Genomic DNA, 19,266 nt, shown 5'->3' on the forward strand with positions numbered 1-19,266 from the left:
CTTAAAACGGATATTGAAATTAGCTGACTAACAAACAGCGCCAAGACCTCAAAAATGCGACACCTTCTCCGGAATATCAGGAGAAGGTGTCGCATTTTTGCTTATCGCTTTGGGGGCTCACAAAAACCTTAAGTTCTTCAGTGGCCTCCTATAAGGGGTGCCTCCTTTTCTTAATGTTCAATACGATACTGCTGGAGCGGGAATTTGGTCATTATTTCGACAATCTTATCTCGCATTAACTCTTTACTGCGAGAAAGGATTAATGTATTATCGTAATAAAGGTTTTGACTTTATTTAGTAAGGGTGAAATGTATGAACGAGAAAATTGAAGTTAAACCACGAAAGGCTTTGGAAGTGATGAAGCCCTACTCGCCAGGTAAACCGATTTGGGAGGTTCAGAGCGAATATGGCCTGCAGCATGTAATTAAGCTGGCCTCAAATGAAAATCCATTAGGACCTTCTCCAAAAGCGATTGAAGCCATCCAAACCGCCTTGACTGATCTTCATCGTTATCCTGACAACCAGTCTCAATTATTGAAGAAAACCATTGCCGATTATTACGACCTCCATGCAGATCAAGTCATTGTTACTAACGGCGGAGATGAGCTCATCACGCTTGTAGCAGAAGCTTTTTTGGATGCGGGTGATGAAATTATTGTGCCGGGACCTACATTTAGTGAATATGAGTTTGGTGCTCAGCTGATGGGAGCTAAAACAATCGTTGTCCCGCTCAATGATGCTTTTCAATATGATGCAGAAGCTATTGTTGCTGCAGTGACTGATCGTACCAAAATTATATATCTATGTTCTCCAAATAATCCAACAGGTACTTATGTAGCTCAAAAAGATTTGAAATATATCCTCGATACAATCCCAAAACGTATCATGCTTATGCTCGATACAGCTTACAGCCACTACGTTTCGGAGGAGCTGTATTCGGATGGAATGGCATTTGTAAGAGCAGGCTACCCGCTCATCGTGCTAAAAACCTTTTCGAAAATTTACGGTCTTGCAGGTATTCGAGTAGGTTATGGGGCTGCTCCTCAGCAAATTATTCAGAGCATTCTTCAAGTGAAGGAGCCGTTTAATGTTAATGCACTTGCCCAGACAGCTGCAGCTGCAGCGATCGGTGATGAAGAGCATGTTTTAAGTTCGCAAGCACTGGTTGCCAAGGAACGTGAGCGCATGTACGCTTCATTTGACCAGCTTGGAATCAAATATACGCAAAGTATGACTAACTTTGTACTTGCTGAGCTTGGGCCAGAATCGGAGTCCATCTACATGCGTTTAATGGCTAAAGGGATTATCGTTCGCCACGGAAAAACGTGGGGCTTGCCGCTCCATGTGCGTATCTCAATAGGTATGCCCGAAGAAAATGATCAGTTTATTGCCGCATTAAGCGAAATACTTGGTTCGGTTTAATCTTTAGTAAATAATTATGCTGCGATTTTAGTAAGAGCAGCCAACGAGTGGAAATTCGTCGGCTGCTCTTTTTTTGATCGATGCGATTAACCAGTAAATTCTTGAACCCATGCACCTTGGTAATACCCTACTCCAATTTTAGTGAAACTGGATTTCAAAATATTTGCGCGGTGCCCAGGGCTGTTCATCCAATCCTTCATTACTTGATCAGGAGTAGGCTGGCCTTTAGCAATATTTTCACCAGCAGAACTGTACGTAATATTGAATTGTTTCATCATGTCGAAGGGAGAACCATAAGTTGGTGAATTATGATCAAAGTAGTTGTTGTTAATCATATCCTGTGCTTTGACCAAAGCCATTTTGGATAAAGAGCCATCCATGCTGAGTGCAGGCAACCCTGATTTTGATCGTTCAGAATTGACCAGTTGGAGCACCTGTTGTTCATATTGTCCAGAGGAAGAAGGAGCTTTCTCCGCTGGATTTTGAGTCGTTGGATTCTGAGTGGTCGGGTTTTGAGTTGTTGGATTCTGTGTCGTTGGTTGTTGAGCTGGGTTTTGACCAGGGTATTGAGACGGAAATGGATAAGGGTACTTATGAACGAGTCCATTTGCTCCATCGCCCAACAGCCAATCTGGAATGTTGTTATACTGCGAGCCCTTCATTGAAACAGTAGGATTCTTCATCATCGGTGTAGAGATTGAAGAGGCCTGGGTTGTGTGTGGCGTTGACGTAATAATAGGTGTTTTGGTTGATGTGTAGCCAAGAGCAGAGTGCTTATTGGTTGACATCCTTGGATTTGACGAACAGCCTACAGCTAAAATAAGTAAAGCTAAAATGAAAAATTTCCGCATGTACATACTCCTCAACGTTAGAATAGTGTGCTTGCTACCCGATATATAATTTCCTGACCAAGCGGTTGTTATCCCGGAGAAAAAAGGGATTTGATCTTTTTTAAAATGAAGACTTGCTTATTACAAATGCCTATGGTATATTATCAATACAAACAACAAATTTAACCTTGAATTCACTCATTGAAAAGGTTGTCATTTGTATGATGATATCTTTTTCAATGTGTGATTTTTAGTTTTTCTGGAAAAAACATGTTAATATACTTTTGGAGGTAATCAATTATGGAACAAGGTACAGTAAAATGGTTTAACGCAGAGAAAGGCTTCGGTTTTATCGAAGTAGAAGGCGGCAATGACGTATTCGTACATTTCTCCGCAATCCAAGGCGACGGTTTCAAATCACTTGACGAAGGTCAACGCGTTGAGTTCAACGTAACTCAAGGCAACCGTGGACCACAAGCAGAAAACGTTGTAAAACTATAGTATTAAATCAAAACCCCTTAACTTCGGTTAAGGGGTTTTTTTTATACATTAATCAAGTTATAAATTTTCGGAGTGGGAGCAGGACTACCACTCTGTTTTTGTTTTTGGTAAGGTAGAGGTATGTAGACGAAGGGAGAATCCAAGGAGGCAGCCAATCTATTCAAGCCTTAGCCAGAATGATTGGGCCAATCATTGGAGGTCAAATCTATGTATCATTTGGTCATGCCGCACCCGCTTTTATGGGTATGATCCTTATAGCAGTGGCCATACCAGTAATGTATTTGCACCAGCAAACACAAAAAAACCAACTCGAGTGAATAAACGCTCGAATTGGTTTTACAGTGGAAATATTAGCGAAGATTTGGAATGTTTACTTCTGGATTAACGTCTGCTTCATAATCGATGCCATCTGTCTCGAAACCGAAAAGCTGGAAAAATTCACGACGATAACCTTCAAGATCAGAAAGATCATAAACATTTTCTGTAGAGAGCTTAGCCCAAACATCGGCAACCTCAGCTTGGATTTCTGGTCTCATCTCCCAATCATCAACGCGGATAAGGCCTTTTTCATCAACCAGCGTTTCACCTTTACCGTATAGACGTTCTGAGAATAAACGATACATTTGCTCAATGCAGCCCTCATGAATGCCTTTTTCTTTCATCACTTTATAAAGGGCGGAAATATAAAGCGGCACAACTGGAATCGCGGAGCTTGATTGCGTTACGAGCGCTTTGTTAACGGAAACGAATGCGCGACCGCCATTTGTGCTGAGCTGTTCATTAAGGCGGTGAGCCGTAGCTTCCAGATCATTTTTAGCAGCGCCAATTGTACCTTCACGATAAACTGCATGTGTAATTTCAGGTCCAATGTAAGAGTAAGCAACTGTAGTTGCGCCTTCAGCAAGCGCTCCAGCTTTCTCAAGCTCGTCAATCCACATCTGCCAGTCCTCGCCGCCCATAACAGCAATCGTTTGACGAAGCTCGTCTTCTGTTGCCGGCTCGATTGTAGCTTGCGTTACATCGCCGTTATGGAAGTTAACGGTTTTGTTCGAATACGTGCCGCCAAGCGGCTTGATAACGGAAGAGAACGTTTCGCCTGTTTTTGGATGCGTACGGCGCGGGGAAGCAACGCTGTAGACAACAAGATCAATTTTACCTAGTTCCGTACGGATCAAGTCGATTGTTTTTGCTTTAATTTCATCAGAGAAAGCATCTCCAACGATGCTGAAAGATTTGCGTCCAGCAGCTGCAGCAGCTTCCTCGAAAGCAGCGGAATTGTACCAGCCAGCGGATGCTGTGCGTGCGCCTTCAGCAGCTTTGTCAAAATAAACGCCAATTGTATTAGCGCCAGCAGCGAAAGAAGAAACGATACGTGAAGCAAGACCATAACCTGTTGAAGCTCCAATGACGAGCACGTTGCGCGGGCCTTCAATGCTTGGTTGAGCGTTTACGTAATCGATTTGACGCTGTACTTGTTGTGCGCAGCCCTCAGGATGTGCTGTCGTACAAATAAAGCCACGAGTTTTTGGTTGAATAATCATATTAGAATATTCCTTTCCATAATGGAATTTGTTTGTATGCGTTATGTAACGGGACAACTCTCTCCCATTTTACCGATTTTTATGGAAGAAGGGAAGTTCTCCATTCGTGACAAAAGCATTTATTTGCACAATTTCTTATTTTTTCTCAAATAAATAAGCGCCAAGAAAGCATCTCTGCATTCTTGGCGCTTATTTATGTAGAAATTAACGACGTCCTGACAGCTGCTGTTCAGCCATTTGAACGAGCCGGCGTGTAATTAATCCGCCGATAGAGCCCATATCGCGAGTGGTCATATTGCCATAATATCCGTCTTGCGGAAGTTGAATGCCAAGCTCTTGGGCCACTTCATATTTAAGCTGCTCTAGAGCTGCACGGGCTTGCGGTATAAGAAGTTGATTCGTACGATTTGCCATCTTTTCTCAGCCTCCTTCTTGAACCTATTATGTGGATACGAGTGAGAGTTTATTCATATCTTTCACCTAAATTTACCTCCTATTTTTGAAGTGAAATCATGCTAAAATGGTTAAACGGAAAGGGGGCGCCGTAATGTTTGTGGAACCCATGTTATTAACGGAATATGAAAAACCTTTTGATGATGATGATTTTATATTTGAACCCCTATTGGATGGACACCGCCTACAGCTCTCCTTTATAGGAAGCAAGGCTGCTTTATATACTCGGCATTTCAATGAAGTTACGCGGCAGTATCCCGAATTACATAATGTACCGCTGAGGGAGCCTGCGGATGTTCTGTTAGATGGCGAGGTAACCTATGTAAACCCATTTACAGGAGCGATTGAGTTCGAGTCACTGCAGGAACGCTACAGGCTGAAGAAGGAGCCGAGTATCCGTGAAGCCAAAAGGATGAAGCCGGTCCAGTTTTTTGTATTTGATATTCTTTATTACAACGGGCTTGATTTAAGGCAGAAACCGCTGCTTGAGCGAAAGCGGCTGCTGGAATATATTTTGGAGGATAATGCCTATTTCAAAAAGATGCTGTACGTGGAGCGAGAGGGTGCAGCTATTTTTGATCTTGTAAGAAGATCGGATTTGGAGGGCATTGCCTGCAAGCGCAAGGATAGCATCTACGCTGAGGGTCGTCAGGAGAGCTGGCTAAAGGTGATAAATGATAATTATAAATCGTTATCGATGGCTTCAAATCAGAAAAAAACCTCAATTGCTGAGTAAAGGTATTATTAATATTTTTATTAATAACAACGAATATGCGTAAATGATTTTATAGTGAGTGAGATGAATGCTGTCGGCAAAAGCTGATGGCATTTTTTTTGCGTTTATTTCTAAAACGAAGGAATGGAATACTGCCGTACTAGAAGGGGAGTGGGAGTGGAACTAACTTATATCTTTTATATATTTTCTATTGACGATTTACAGCGTTTGTCGTTACAATGTAAACGTTAACAAAATTAGTAATCGATTAGTTTAATTGTTATTCGTTGGTTAAAGGTTATGCAGGAATAGGGAATGTGAGGTGAATGGGAGCATATCGTTCGATTTACTGATGTTGCCATCATGATGAATGAAACATGATTTTCAATCGAAAGGGGAGTTATGCGATGCTCAAATATTTTAGCAAACGGATTGCATTGGTTCTTGTTTGTTTATTACTTGTACCTGCACCATTAATTGTGGCTGCTGAAGGTAATACAGTACCCGTTCAGAGTACCTTGGATCGTGCAAACCAAAGCAAAATCAAATCCGATGTGAAAGGCCACTGGGCGGAAAAGGATTTTACAGCCTGGTACGAGAAACAGCTTATCCAGGGTTATGGAGATGGGAATTTTAAGCCAGATCAAGCGATTAGTCGAGTGGAATTTATGACTCTGATGAATCGGGTGTTTCGTTTTGTTGATGAGGAAGAGATTGTTTTCTCTGATGTATCTGCATCGAGTTCTTTTTACAGTGAAATGAAGAAGGCGGATGCGGCAGGATATATTTCCGGTTACAGCGACGGAACGATCCGTCCGGGCGATTCCATTTCACGTCAAGAGGCTGCCGTTATCTTAGTTAGAGTATTTCGATTGAGTAGTGCGGCCAAAAATGAAAGCGCTCTTACGGATCTAGGCTCATTGCCTTCATGGAGTAAGGAAGCCGTGAACGCGCTCGTTATGGAAGGATACGCAACAGGGTATAAAGATCAAACATTTAAACCAAATAACAAGATTACAAGAGCTGAGGCGCTGCGGCTAATAAACAATATTTCTGGAGAGATATTGAATCAAGCGGGCACATATGCGGATGTTACAAGCAAAAACATAATCATTAATACAGCGAATATTACGTTAAAAAATACAACTATTGAAGGAAATTTATATTTAACCGAAGGCATCGCCGAAGGGGATGTCATACTCGACAATGTCAAAGTAAAAGGAGTAGTGAAGGTATTTGGAGGAGGCCAAAACAGCATTAAAATAAAGGATTCGGATATCGCGCAAATTTTTGTTGATAAAAAGAATGGCAAGCTGCGAATGGTAACCCAAGGAACAACAACCGTTGGTCAAGTATTCACCATTTCAGGCGTTAAGCTTGAAGAGGCAGCCGATTTAACAGGTGATGGCTTCAAAAATGTATTGATTGAGAAGGATACAGCAGCGGATGCAACCATTGAGCTGGACGGAAACTTCGATATGGTTGAGATTTCTGCATTATCTTTACCTGCTATTAAATTACTGAAAGGCATCATAAGTAAAATGATAGTGGAGCAAAAAGCAGCCTTGCATGTGAATGAGGCCGCGGAAATTAAAGAGATTATCATTCTGTTTGACGGTAAGCTCAAAGTTACAGGCAAAGGCAAAGTGACAAGCAATAGTGAGAATGAGGCTAAGCTTGAGCGAGAGGCAGCAACGATTTCTGCTGCTGGTGGTAATGGTGGTGGAAATGAAACACCTGTGCCAACAACAACTCCTGCGCCAACAACAACTCCTACTTCGACACCGACGCCGACGCCAACTTTTGAAAATGTATCGGTTCACGATCCATCCGTTATTAAAGTTGACGAAACGTATTACGTATTTGGCTCGCATTTGGCGGCTGCCAAATCGAATGATCTCATGAGCTGGTCGTTAATTGATTCAGGCGTGACGGAAACGAATAAACTGTTCAAGAGTGCTGAAAGCAATGTGAAAAAGGAATTGGCTGAGGCGCTCGGCTGGGCAGAAACGGATACGCTATGGGCTGCTGATGTCATTCAGCTTGCAGATGGCAAGTTTTACATGTATTACAATGCATGCAAAGGAGATCAACCGCTCTCAGCACTCGGGGTTGCAGTTGCGGATAATATCGAAGGGCCATATGTGAATAAAGGCATCTTCCTGAAATCAGGCAAAGGAATAAGCGCTGAAGGTACGGCTTATGACGGTACAAAACATCCGAATGCTGTTGATCCCGATACGTTTTTTGATAAGGATGGCCGATTATGGATGGTTTATGGCTCATACTCAGGCGGAATTTTTATTTTAGAGATGAATGCCGAAACCGGTTTTCCATTAGAAAATCAAGGTTATGGCAAACGATTGATGGGTCAAAATCACAGCCGTATTGAAGCGCCTTACATCCAATATCATCCGAATAGCGGCTACTATTATTTATTTGTGACATTTGGAGGATTAGATTCGGTTGGCGGCTACAATATGAGAATATCTCGTTCCTTAAAGCCGGATGGACCTTATGTGGATTATGAAGGTCAGGATATGATTCAGGCYCACGGTCCAGAGGGTTCATTCTTTAAAGATGCGGCAATTGAACCGTATGGCGTGAAGAGCTTTGGTAATTTTATTTTCAGCAACTTAAATGGACAAGCGAACTTCCCTACCTATGGTTATGTATCTGCAGGCCATAACTCGACTTACTACGATGAATCAAATGGTAAGCTGTTCAACATCTTTCACAGTCGGTTCCCTTACCGCGGGGAAGGCCATGAGGTTCGTGTGCATCAGATGTTTATGAACGAAGATGGCTGGCCAGTGGTCGCTCCACATCGTTACACGGGTGAGACGATTGGCAAAATTTCCGAAAGCGATGTCGTTGGCGCTTATCATTATATTAACCACGGCAAAGAGATTACGAAGGAGATTAAACCTTCTGTTTACATTAAGCTGGAGCAGGACGGCAAAATTACAGGGGCTGTGACCGGAACTTGGGAACTAGATGGCGACTATTATGCGAACCTGAAAGTTGATGAGCTTGTAAATGACGTTCCTGTTCAGACGACATACAAAGGGATATTCATTCGCCAATGGGACCCTACTTCGAATGTATACATCTTGGCTTTTAGCGCTTTGTCAGGCAAAGGCGCTGCTGTTTGGGGAAGTCAATTGGCAGCGTTAACTGATCAAGAACTCGCTGCGAATGCAGTTAATAGGTTAACGCTAGGCGATACAAGCCGCATATATAATGATGTCAGCCTTCCTGTGAAAGCTGCAAACCATTGGCCGATTACATGGGAGTCTTCGAATGTATCAGTCGTAACGGCAAGTGGGGCTGTAACAAGGCCTAGCGCAGGTTCCGGCGATGCAGCGGTGCAATTAACAGCAACGATAACGTTAGGCAGCGCAACCGCATCCAAAACGTTCACACTTATAGTTCAACAGCATAATGAAAGTCCGCTAGCCGATGGATTAGTTGCTCAGTACAATTTTGAGAATAATCTTGAAGAGATGACGGGCATAATGGCGGCAGGAACGATCACGGGCGACCGAATTGATCGTACAGGCGGAGAAATTTCGTTTGTAGATGGAACGACGGGCAAAGGAAAGGCAGCTAGCTTTAACGGCGCGTCAGGTGTTCTTTTGCCGGAGGGCTTAATTTCAACAAATGAATATACCGTATCGATGTGGCTGAACCCTGCCGAGGCAGCAAACATTGCTCCAGCTTTCTTCGGTGCACAAACGCCGCAAAGCTGGATCAGCTTTATGCCAAGAGGGCATGATTTTGCGAAAAATAATACGATGCTGTGGTCAGGTGAAGCTTGGTATGATGCATCTACAGGTATCCAAATCAAGCTGAATGAGTGGACACATATTGCATTTACAGTGAAAAACGGCGAGACACAAATATTCATCAACGGGATTAAGAAATATTCCGGTACAGGAATGCCAAATGTGTTTACAGACAAGCACGGTTTGTTTGCACTAGGGGTCAATTATTGGGACACCCCTTATAAAGGTCTCATCGATGAGGTTCGTATTTACGATGTGGCTTTACATGCAGAGAAAATAGGGTGGTTGGCTTTTGGAGAGCCGGATGCCTCTGTTCTAGTTGCACAAATTCAGCTTGATGCTGCGGAGAAGTCGCTAGCGATTGGCACAACTTATTTGCCTGAAGTCAATGTTTTACCAGTGAATGCAGCTAATAAGTCGATTACTTGGTCTTCAGCCGATTCCAGCATCGCTATCGTGAATGCAGCTACAGGGCAAGTAACAGCAGTTGCACTCGGAACAACTACAATAACTGCAACAGCTGATGATGCCGGACATAAAACAGCCACCTATATTGTACATGTAACGGATGGTGAAAATGCTTATTATGCTTTTGACTCGAATCTAATGGATTCATTAGGGCGTGTATCTGCGGGTACGATTACAGGCAACAGAGTAGATAATACGGGAGGCAGCATTACGTTTGGTACAGGCATCTTGGGGTCAGCGGCTGTATTAGACGGCGCTTCAGGCATTCGTCTGCCAGACGGAATAATTGAAAGCCATGTTTATTCGGTTTCCATGTGGCTTAATCCAGCGGAGGCGACCAACTTTGCGACAGCATTTTTTGGATCAAGAACGAATGAAAGCTGGATCAGCTTCGTGCCAAGAGGCCCAGTCAACAGCGACACGATGCTTTGGTCTGGCACTGCTTGGTATGATGCGAGTACAGGGCTGAAAATCAACATTGGAGAATGGACGCATATTGCATTTACCGTTAATAACGGCATAGCCAAGGTATATATTAATGGCATGGAAAAGTTTACAGGCTCCGGCTTCCCTAATGTGTTTACTAATAATAGCGGTGTGTTTGGCGTGGGGGTAAACTATTGGGATACTCCGTTTAAAGGCGCAGTAGATGAGTTGAAAATTTATAGTAAAGCGCTGACGGCAGAGCAAATAGCTGCTGAATGTGCACTCGGCAGCCGTTAAAAAATAATGAAATAGACATGCAGACCTAATGAAGGTACTGCATGTCTATTTTTTATTCATTTCATCCATAATAGAAAGAATATAATTTTATTGTTTCATATCCCGTATATATGGTTAAGAATGTTATAGAAGCTAGCGATTGATTCACGATAAACAGAAAAAAAGCTGCTATCGCAAAGGGCGATAACAGCCAAGTTCTATATTATAAAATTAATTTGTGACGCGTCTTGCTGTAACATAACTTTTGGACCAGTAGCTGGAGGTCATGTCCGACACGGTAACACCAGTGCTTGTAGCGCTGTGGATAATTTTGTTGTTGCCTGCATAAATAGCGACATGGCTGATTGTCTTGCCATTCGTTTTAAAGAAAACAAGATCGCCCATGCTGAGTGAACCCTTAGGAACCTTCTCGCCAACCGTAGCTTGTGCTACAGATGTGCGTGGAAGTGAAACATCAAGTCCTTTGAACAAAAATTGAGTAAAAGATGAACAGTCAAAAGCGTATGTAACGCCTGCCGGTGCACCGAATTTATATGGAGTGCCGATAAATTCTTTTCCTGTAGAAACAAGATTAAGTGTTTCAGGTGTAGCTGCATGTGCCTTTGGAGCAAAAGTTCCGATTGTGAATGCCGATATGACGATAGCGCTGCAAATGCCTGCTTTGGCAATCGATTTCAGTAGGTGTAATTTTCTCATGCTGTCAGGTTGTCCCTCCGCGTTTCGTTTTATGTATTATGACTATAACACATCCGCAAAAGGGCTATTTTCACTCATGAGAACAAAAGGGCAGGTATAATAAGGATTATGAGCGATTATGAGAATTAAATGAAAAAATATTAATAATCCGCGTATTCCCGCGAATTAAGGCATATTTATGCCTCTTGCGCTTACTAGAAGCGTGTACCATTGTTCTCTCGTCATAAGTTCCGATTGCTTCACCGCATCCTTGCAGGCTGCTATCCGCTTAGGATTAACAGTGCCGATTACAGGCTGAATACGAGCGGGATGCTTCATTAACCAAGCCAGTACGATGGCTTCCGGTGTCGTTTCATTTTCATCAGCTATTTGTTGTACGAGAGCAGCTGTTTTCAATTCTGACTCCGTTGCGTTCTCGGATACTCTTCCAGAAAATTTCCCCTGTGCGAGTGGCCCCCATGCTTGAATTTGTATATTTTCCATTTGCATCAATTCCATAAGACCTTCAGCAAAGTTGTCTTTTAAACCTGCCTTTTGGTTGACATGCACACCTTGATCGATGAAATCATGACGAAGCAGACTCATCTCCAGCTGATTTACGACAATAGGATCAGGCAGCGAGCGCTGCAGGAAACGAATTTGTCCCGGGCTCATATTGGATACGCCAAAGTTGCGAACCTTGCCGGATAATTTCAGCTTCGTAAAAGCTTCTGCAATTTCATCCGGCTCCATAAGCGGATCAGGACGATGAAGCAGCAAAACATCTAAGTATTCTGTGCCAAGCCTCTCCAATATGCCATCAACAGACGATAATATATGCTCTTGCGAGAAATTGAAGCGACCAGGTAAAATGCCATCCGAGAGCTGAATGCCTACTTTGGATTGAATGACGAGCTGCTCGCGAAGCTTGGGCTGCTGTTTAAGAATTTGACCGAATACGGATTCTGCTTTGCCTCTTGTATAAATGTCCGCATGATCATACATTGTAATGCCGATTGATAGCGCGGCTTCTATCGCTTCCTCTGCTTGCTTGATATGATCAGGGGTAATCGGGTCTGCAAGATCCCAGCTTCCGCCAAAACCCATACAGCCTAACACGAGACGGCTGTCGGATATTCCACGACGCTCTAATGGCATCATTTTCATTCGTAATCAACCTCCAAAATTTATATTCACTCTGTGACGATTTCTATTATACCTTTCTATTTCTGTACATATAAGCACTGAAAAAAAGTTCACTAACTAACCTTAGGGCGTATAGGACATGAAAGCATCGCCGTTTCATATGATAGATTGCAAGCGCTTCATATAGATGCTACATTACTAGTATTACAGATCATTAGAGTAAGTTGATAAAAAAAGCATATCTATTAATAGGAGGAATAACGTTTGGCACTCATTACTTGCAACTTTTTTTCTGAGGCACTAGGCCTCAGTACATCGATGACCGTTATTTTGCCGCAGCAGACGACATCGCAAATTGGTATGAATAATCGCAGCAGTCAGAAGCTTCATAAAACGTTATATTTACTGCATGGCTTGTCTGATGATGATACCATTTGGATGCGCAGAACTTCTATCGAACGTTATGTAGCCGAGCAGGGTTTTGCGGTTGTCATGCCGAATGTGCATCAAAGCTTTTATACGGATATGGCATATGGCAATAAATATTGGACGTTTCTAACCGAAGAGCTTCCGGCCGTTGCTCGTTCTTTCTTCCCTCTATCTGATGCCCGTGAAGATAATTTTGTCGCTGGCTTATCGATGGGCGGTTATGGAGCATTCAAATGGGCATTAAGGCATCCGGATCGTTTTGCCGCAGCTGGCAGCTTATCCGGTGCGCTGGATATGGCGGATATGGTGAAACGGAGCGAAATGACTGATCTGAAGCGTCTGTTTCATCTCATATATGGTGATAAAGAAATTAAAGGCACGGATGATGATTTGCTGCATCTTGTAGCGGGGAGTGCCAAGCTGGATTCGGCGGCTAAGCCTCTGCTCTATCAGTGCTGTGGTACGGAGGATTTTCTATACAATGATAATATCGCCTTCCGTAATGCGAGCGAGCAGGCGAATTATCCTTTAACTTATGTTGAAGGTCCAGGCAATCATGAATGGAGCTATTGGGACACGCATATCCAGCAGTTCTTAGAATGGCTGCCAAAACAAAACGAATAAGAAGGAAGCTATCATGCCGAGAGGCTGGTAGCTTTTTTTTATTCGAAGGGTTGCAAAATGTATCCGCTACCATTATGATTTGGTTAGGATTAATGTATGAGTATATGGATGAATAAATGTATTAATCCAACTATTTATCAAAGTCTATTTATTCTATTATATTGAAGCGAGGTCGATTTATTTGGCAAACCGTATAACCATTAACGCTGATTTGGCTGCAGGTACGATTAATCGCAATATTTATGGACATTTCTCTGAGCATTTGGGACGTTGTATTTATGAAGGGATATGGGTAGGCGAGGATTCTCCTATTCCGAACACAAACGGGATTCGCAATGATGTAGTCGCAGCGCTTAAGCAGCTGAAAATTCCAGTTCTTCGTTGGCCGGGCGGCTGCTTCGCGGACGAATATCATTGGAAGGATGGCATTGGACCGCGCGAGTCGCGCAAGCGGATGATCAACACCCACTGGGGCGGTGTTGTTGAGAACAATCATTTTGGCACGCATGAGTTTTTGATGCTGTGTGAAATGCTGGAATGCGAGCCTTATATCTCAGGCAACGTGGGCAGCGGCACCGTTCAGGAAATGTCGGAGTGGGTAGAGTACATGACRTTTGACGGCGTATCGCCAATGGCAGAATTGCGTACAGAAAACGGCAGGGAAAAGCCGTGGAACGTGAAATATTTTGGCGTCGGCAACGAGAACTGGGGCTGCGGCGGCAACATGCGTCCTGAATATTATGCAGATCTGTATCGCAGATATCAAACCTATGTGCGCAATTATGGCGATAACAAAATCCATAAGATCGCTTGCGGTCCAAACGTAGATGATTACCRCTGGATGGACGTTGTCATGCGGGAAGCACATGGGATGATGGATGCGATATCGCTGCATTATTACACCATTCCAGGGGAGTTTTGGACACAAAAAGGTCCAGCAACAGGTTTCTCCGAGGATGAATGGTACGGTACATTGAAGAAAACATTTTATATGGACGAGCTGATTACACGTCATTCGGCTATTATGGATCGTTATGATCCGAAGAAGCGAGTTGGCCTTATTGTTGATGAATGGGGTACGTGGTACGATGTGGAGCCGGGTACAAATCCAGGGTTCCTGTATCAGCAAAACACGATTCGTGATGCGCTGGTTGCTGGAATTACGCTTCATATCTTCCACGATCATTGTGACCGGGTACAAATGGCTAACATTGCTCAGGTGATCAATGTGCTGCAATCGGTCATTTTGACTGAGGGAGAGAAAATGGTGCTGACGCCAACGTATCACGTTTTTGATATGTATAAGGTGCATCAGGATGCAACGCTTCTTACCACGTCAATTGACAGTCAGGATTATGCGCACAATGACCAGAAGATTCCGCAAGTATCCGTATCTGCTTCAAAGGACGCGAGTGGCCGCATCCATGTAAGCTTGTGTAATTTGGACAATCAGTCCGGAGCGGATGTGGAGATTGATCTTCGCGGCCTAGCAGGTGCAGGGCTTAAGGTTTCGGGTACAGAGCTTTCAGCTTCCGCTAAGGACGCGCACAACACGTTTGAAAATCCGGAAGCTGTTGCGCCAACCGCATTTCAAGCTTTCACTGTTAATGGGTCAAAAATTAGCGCGAAGCTCTCGCCAATGTCGGTAACGGTGCTAGAGCTGATCTCGGAATAGGGATACCACCAGCAATGAGCAGCAAAAATGCGTGCAAAGGCTGTCGTGATGATTACCTTGTCACTGATGAGCAGATCGATCGGATTTTGGCGGCGCCGATGTTCCAGTCCGAAATTAGCGTGCCGGATGATGTGTACGAGCAGCGCTTAAAGCAATGTAGAAACTGCCCGAAGTTTCAATATGGTACGACATGTATCGTATGCGGGTGTTTCGTACGTATTGCCGCCAAATATAAAGAACGTGCTTGTCCGAATCCTGGGGATAGCCGCTGGTCGAAATATGCATGAAAATATATGAATAAGGATCTTAGAGCTGCTCTCTGTCTATATAGAGAGCAGCTCTATTTATTTTTAAAAAGGAACGGCGGAAATTCATAACTTTTAACCTGATATTGCAAATACATTCCAAATTCATCTTTGTACAATAAAACTATCGATTGGATTGCTAAATGGTTATGCACATCTCTCATTACTATTCTATGTAGATGAAAGGGACGATTTCATTGAAGAAATGTAAGCGTTTTATGACGGCTGGTTTGATCGTTTTATTGCTTGCTATGGCACTCCCAAGCTTTGCGTTTGCAGCGGATACGCCGGTGTTCGCACTTACCCAGGAGAAATCGGATAAAGATATTAAAATCGTCGTTACTGCGGATAAGCTAACCGATATGTACGCTTATGAGGTAAAGCTGTCATTTGATGCAAAGAAGCTTCGTTTTAAAAGTGCCAGCAGCAGCATTGCAGGATTCTCGATATCGCCGATCGTCGAAGGCAATCAAATTGTGTTTGCTGCGACGAAGATAGGGAACAAAGCAGGCGAGAATGGTAAAAGCGTATTATCCAGCTTTCTATTCGAGCCAATAGGAAATGGAGATACCGAGGTAAAGCTCACGGATGCGAAGCTTGTAAAAAGCACCCTCGATTCCAGTAATCTGAAGCCTAATGTGAAGCTTACCGCTAACCTTGGAAATTCAGCGGCGTCATTCAAAGATATTACGGGACACTGGGCAATCGCATCCATTGAGCGGGCTGTTCAGCTAGGTTTTGTTAATGGTTATACGGACGGAACCTTTAAACCAAATGCACAGGTTACCCGAGCGGAATTTGCAGCGATGCTCGTCCGAGCACTAGATTTGAAGGCTGATCTTGCAGCAGATATATCGTTTAAAGATGCAGGCAGCATACCAAGCTGGGCTTCCGCTTTCGTTGGAACTGCAGTAAAAGCTGGCATTATAACAGGGTACGAGGACAATACATTCCGCCCTAGCAAGCCAATTAATCGCGCGGAGATTGCGGTAATGGTCGTTAGAGCGCTCGAATGGAAGGTTGATCAGGCGAAAAAATCGTCGTTTGCAGATCGGAGCCAAATTCCAGCTTGGGCGGAGCCTTCTGTAGCGATGGCTGCTGAAGCGGGCATCATCAAAGGCAGAGGCGAAAATAAGTTTGCACCAAGCGCTAATGCGACTCGGGCTGAAGCCGTTACTCTCTTGCTTGCTTTGATTGACTCAAAGCAATGAAAAAAACGATTCTAGTGATTTCCGTTTTTTTGTCAGCTACGGTATTGGGTTTGTTTTTCATATTAAATTCGGATCAAACGAGCGGCAATGCAGGCGATAAGCTGGATGCATCCGCGCTGGAGAGCGTATTAAGCGTGAATCAGGAAGCTGCTTTGCACCGCAAAGCGACTTCAGGAGTGAAGGCGCCTGCCTTTACGCTCAAGGATCTGAACGGAACAACCCACACCGTAGCGGGTGCAGAAGATAAACCGATTGTATTGCAGTTTTGGGCGAGTTGGTGCGAGGCATGCAGTGTTGAAGCTCCCACCTTAAAGAAGCTGCATGAGAAATACGAAGATAAGGTCGATTTCTATGGCGTGAATCTATCATCAGAAGAAAAACAAGCAAGCGCAATTGAAACGTTCATCGAGGAAAATGAATGGCGGTTTACGAATTTACTGGATGCCAATAAACGTGCCTCTTACTTATACGAGCTGCATGCGCTGCCAACAACATTTATTATCGATACGGACGGCACGGTACTGGATACGTTTCATTTGATAGATCCGATGGAGTTTGAGAGCAAGCTGGAAATGTTAACGGAGGGGAGGTGAGCTTGCATCATCTGCTAGCAGCTGAATTGAAACGCAAGCTTAGCATGAGCTTGCGATTGCAAGAACTATGATTGAGGAGTGAAGCTGGATGCGGTTCAGTGCCAGGCTGAAATCAATGATTGTTTTACCGCTCATTTTTTCAATGTATGTAAGCATTTTTTTGCCAGCAGTTCATGTAGAAGCTGCGACTGGAGCAGAGCCGGTTTTTTTCGAGGATCATTTCAATCGTTCCATAATTAATGAAAATTGGACGGTCATCGATGGAATTTGGTCAACGGCAAATGGCAAAATGACCGGAGAAAGCGGATCGGGATCTAAAGCTTTGGTTAAGCAAACCGAAATACAAGATGGCACCATTGAGGCAGATATAAGCCTTGCCAGTCGAAACGGTGATGCGGGATTGCTTTTCCGAACGGTTAGCGCAGCGCCAGGGGCGGACAATGTGAAAGGTTATTACGCAGGCATTTCCGCGCAAGGAACGGGCAGCGTATTTCTAGGCCGTATGGACAACAAATGGACTGAGTTGAAGCGGACTTCGATAGCGATTAATCCTAATGTAGTTTATCACTTTAAAGTTAGCGTTGCCGGATCGCAAATTAAGTTTTATGTCGATGATAAGCTGGTATTGGAACAATCGGATACGACCTATACGAAAGGTCAGGTCGGCGTAAGGCTTTACCAATCCCAGCCGACCTATGACAATCTCAAACTTTCAAATGATAAGGGGGAGCTCGCATTTACGGATTCATTTGATGCCCCAGCGGATGGGCTCACATTGCCGAGTTGGCATGCTGCTCAAGGCGAGTGGAAATTGCAATCGGGCGGGATAACCGTAAACGCCGGCGCAAATCAGGCTTTGCTCGTAAAAGATACGGTGTTCACCGATTTTACAGTGGAGACCGATATTAAGCTGCCGCTAGCTGCGGGTACGGCAGGACTTTTGTTTCGAACTAAGCTAAGCGGTGAGGGAAAGGTGCCCCAAGGTTATTTTGCAGGACTGCGAAATGATGGAAACTTGGTTCTTCGCCGGCTAACGGATAAGTGGACCGATCTTAAAGTCGTTAAGGCGCTGGATACGGTCACTGCGAACAAGTTTTATCAATTGAAGGTTGTAACCTATGGGAATGGCATCAAAATATATGTGGACGATATGCATAATTCCATTCTGGAATACACCGATGACAGTGAACAAAAGTTTACCTCAGGCGGCATTGGGGTATGGGCGGATGAGTCTGAGCCGCTATTTGACAATTTTATTGCAACAGACTATGCCGTACCGGCGGAGTCGTTCCAAGAGCTGGTCAAAAATAAAGATCCGCTTGTACAAACACCGTTTGTGCCGCTTCCGCTTGGATCGGTCAAAGCTGATGGTTGGCTGCTTAAGCAATTAGAGCTAATGAAGGATGGTGCAACCGGCTACGCAGAGGATTTATACGGAGAGCTCAGCACAAATTCGGAGTGGCTGGGTGGAACAGCGCCAGAATCGAACTGGGAACGCCCTATCTATTATGTGAAGGGATTGGTCGCGCTCGCTTATACGCTTGACGATCCGGAGCTGATTGCAAAATCGCAAAAATGGGTCAATTGGATGTTGAATAGCCAGCGTGATGACGGCTTCTTCGGTCCTGCCAGCGACAATGATTGGTGGCCGCGCATGGTTGCTATTTATGTGCTCAAGGATTATTACGAGGCGACAAATGATAAGCGAGCGATCTCCTTTCTTACGAATTATTTTCATTACCAGCTGAACAATCTAGACCAGCGTCCGCTTAAGGATTGGGRACAAATCCGCAGCGGCGACAATATGAATGTCGTGCTCTGGCTGTACAACCGTACAGGAGATGAGTTTCTGCTGCAGCTCGCTGAGAAGCTGCATAAGCAAGGCGGTGATGAGACTGATATTTTTACGAACGACCATTTTTTAACAGCCGCTAAGATTAATCCTGATAACTTTTACTCGCAGCATACAGTCAACGTCAATCAATCGATTAAAACCCCCTCTATTTATTATCAACTATCGAACAATGAAGCAGATAAGCTTGCATTTCAAGCAGGCGTAGAGCATCTGAATCAATCACACAATCAAATTACCGGCATGAATTCAGGAACAGAGATGCTCGCAGGGTTAGCTTCAACGCAAGGGGTTGAGCTTTGTGCCATTGTGGAG

General features: G+C 44.0%; 15 protein-coding genes and 1 pseudogene. 11 read left to right on the forward strand and 5 right to left on the reverse strand.

The window, feature by feature from the left end; all coding sequences use genetic code 11:
- Window positions 1-312 precede the first annotated feature (312 nt).
- Window positions 313-1,422 (forward strand): histidinol-phosphate transaminase, encoded by a 1,110-nt coding sequence (gene hisC, locus AC1DPK_RS33005; protein WP_477512901.1) that lies wholly within the window; start codon window positions 313-315, stop codon window positions 1,420-1,422.
- An 86-nt stretch (window positions 1,423-1,508) separates the two neighbouring features.
- Here hisC and AC1DPK_RS33010 read toward each other — a convergent pair whose 3' ends face one another.
- A complete protein-coding gene (locus tag AC1DPK_RS33010; RefSeq protein WP_477512902.1) occupies window positions 1,509-2,273 on the reverse strand; it encodes a CAP domain-containing protein in 765 nt (254 codons plus the stop codon).
- Between the two features lie 279 nt (window positions 2,274-2,552).
- On the opposite strand from AC1DPK_RS33010, the gene AC1DPK_RS33015 reads away from it, so the two are divergent.
- Together AC1DPK_RS33015 and AC1DPK_RS33020 are read left to right on the forward strand one after the other, a co-directional pair.
- Window positions 2,553-2,753, forward strand: coding sequence for a cold-shock protein (locus tag AC1DPK_RS33015; RefSeq protein WP_054024035.1), 201 nt, complete (start codon window positions 2,553-2,555; stop codon window positions 2,751-2,753).
- Between the two features lie 125 nt (window positions 2,754-2,878).
- Window positions 2,879-3,070: pseudogene (locus AC1DPK_RS33020) on the forward strand (hypothetical protein); the annotation flags it as partial.
- 33 nt (window positions 3,071-3,103) lie between these two features.
- On the opposite strand, the gene fabV reads toward AC1DPK_RS33020, so the two are convergent.
- The gene (gene fabV, locus AC1DPK_RS33025; protein ID WP_477512903.1) at window positions 3,104-4,294 is read right to left on the reverse strand and encodes an enoyl-ACP reductase FabV; all 1,191 of its coding nucleotides are present in this window, start codon (window positions 4,292-4,294) and stop codon (window positions 3,104-3,106) included.
- 204 nt (window positions 4,295-4,498) lie between these two features.
- Window positions 4,499-4,708: an alpha/beta-type small acid-soluble spore protein gene (locus AC1DPK_RS33030; protein WP_076266703.1), complete on the reverse strand. Its 210-nt coding sequence runs from the start codon at window positions 4,706-4,708 to the stop codon at window positions 4,499-4,501.
- A 133-nt stretch (window positions 4,709-4,841) separates the two neighbouring features.
- Between AC1DPK_RS33030 and AC1DPK_RS33035 the strand changes: the two genes are divergently transcribed.
- Complete coding sequence (locus AC1DPK_RS33035) at window positions 4,842-5,483, forward strand: ATP-dependent DNA ligase (RefSeq protein ID WP_441881595.1); 642 nt, start codon at window positions 4,842-4,844, stop codon at window positions 5,481-5,483.
- A 386-nt stretch (window positions 5,484-5,869) separates the two neighbouring features.
- Window positions 5,870-10,441: a LamG-like jellyroll fold domain-containing protein gene (locus AC1DPK_RS33040; RefSeq protein WP_477512904.1), complete on the forward strand. Its 4,572-nt coding sequence runs from the start codon at window positions 5,870-5,872 to the stop codon at window positions 10,439-10,441.
- A 210-nt stretch (window positions 10,442-10,651) separates the two neighbouring features.
- Here the strand turns inward: AC1DPK_RS33040 and AC1DPK_RS33045 are convergent, their stop codons facing one another.
- Both AC1DPK_RS33045 and AC1DPK_RS33050 read right to left on the reverse strand, forming a co-directional pair.
- A complete protein-coding gene (locus AC1DPK_RS33045; RefSeq protein ID WP_076266706.1) occupies window positions 10,652-11,137 on the reverse strand; it encodes a C40 family peptidase in 486 nt (161 codons plus the stop codon).
- 165 nt (window positions 11,138-11,302) lie between these two features.
- Window positions 11,303-12,283, reverse strand: a complete 981-nt coding sequence (locus AC1DPK_RS33050; RefSeq protein WP_477512905.1) for an aldo/keto reductase — start codon at window positions 12,281-12,283, stop codon at window positions 11,303-11,305.
- A 243-nt stretch (window positions 12,284-12,526) separates the two neighbouring features.
- On the opposite strand from AC1DPK_RS33050, the gene AC1DPK_RS33055 reads away from it, so the two are divergent.
- The 6 genes from AC1DPK_RS33055 to AC1DPK_RS33080 form a co-directional block, all read left to right on the forward strand.
- On the forward strand, window positions 12,527-13,315 hold the full coding sequence (locus AC1DPK_RS33055; protein ID WP_076266708.1) for an alpha/beta hydrolase: 789 nt from the start codon (window positions 12,527-12,529) through the stop codon (window positions 13,313-13,315).
- A 181-nt stretch (window positions 13,316-13,496) separates the two neighbouring features.
- Complete coding sequence (locus AC1DPK_RS33060) at window positions 13,497-14,990, forward strand: alpha-N-arabinofuranosidase (RefSeq protein WP_477512906.1); 1,494 nt, start codon at window positions 13,497-13,499, stop codon at window positions 14,988-14,990.
- A 14-nt stretch (window positions 14,991-15,004) separates the two neighbouring features.
- On the forward strand, window positions 15,005-15,277 hold the full coding sequence (locus AC1DPK_RS33065) for a DUF6171 family protein (RefSeq protein ID WP_441881577.1): 273 nt from the start codon (window positions 15,005-15,007) through the stop codon (window positions 15,275-15,277).
- Between the two features lie 215 nt (window positions 15,278-15,492).
- Window positions 15,493-16,506, forward strand: coding sequence for an S-layer homology domain-containing protein (locus AC1DPK_RS33070; RefSeq protein ID WP_477512907.1), 1,014 nt, complete (start codon window positions 15,493-15,495; stop codon window positions 16,504-16,506).
- Window positions 16,503-17,099 carry a TlpA family protein disulfide reductase gene (locus tag AC1DPK_RS33075; protein WP_477512908.1) on the forward strand — a complete coding sequence of 199 codons (597 nt, stop codon included), beginning with the start codon at window positions 16,503-16,505 and terminating at the stop codon, window positions 17,097-17,099. Before AC1DPK_RS33070 ends, AC1DPK_RS33075 begins: the two co-directional genes overlap by 4 nt.
- An 88-nt stretch (window positions 17,100-17,187) precedes the next feature.
- On the forward strand, window positions 17,188-19,266 hold a 2,079-nt coding region (locus AC1DPK_RS33080; RefSeq protein ID WP_477512909.1), incomplete at its 3' end, for a 3-keto-alpha-glucoside-1,2-lyase-like domain-containing protein.

The organism is Paenibacillus sp. 01T424 (genome assembly GCF_056398745.1).

Coding starts and splice junctions, on each gene's coding strand:
- hisC (WP_477512901.1), top strand. CDS start 313: ATGAACGAGAAAATTGAAGTTAAACCACGAAAGGCTTTGGAAGTGATG.
- AC1DPK_RS33010 (WP_477512902.1), bottom strand. CDS start 2,273: ATGCGGAAATTTTTCATTTTAGCTTTACTTATTTTAGCTGTAGGCTGT.
- AC1DPK_RS33015 (WP_054024035.1), top strand. CDS start 2,553: ATGGAACAAGGTACAGTAAAATGGTTTAACGCAGAGAAAGGCTTCGGT.
- fabV (WP_477512903.1), bottom strand. CDS start 4,294: ATGATTATTCAACCAAAAACTCGTGGCTTTATTTGTACGACAGCACAT.
- AC1DPK_RS33030 (WP_076266703.1), bottom strand. CDS start 4,708: ATGGCAAATCGTACGAATCAACTTCTTATACCGCAAGCCCGTGCAGCT.
- AC1DPK_RS33035 (WP_441881595.1), top strand. CDS start 4,842: ATGTTTGTGGAACCCATGTTATTAACGGAATATGAAAAACCTTTTGAT.
- AC1DPK_RS33045 (WP_076266706.1), bottom strand. CDS start 11,137: ATGAGAAAATTACACCTACTGAAATCGATTGCCAAAGCAGGCATTTGC.
- AC1DPK_RS33050 (WP_477512905.1), bottom strand. CDS start 12,283: ATGAAAATGATGCCATTAGAGCGTCGTGGAATATCCGACAGCCGTCTC.
- AC1DPK_RS33065 (WP_441881577.1), top strand. CDS start 15,005: ATGAGCAGCAAAAATGCGTGCAAAGGCTGTCGTGATGATTACCTTGTC.
- AC1DPK_RS33075 (WP_477512908.1), top strand. CDS start 16,503: ATGAAAAAAACGATTCTAGTGATTTCCGTTTTTTTGTCAGCTACGGTA.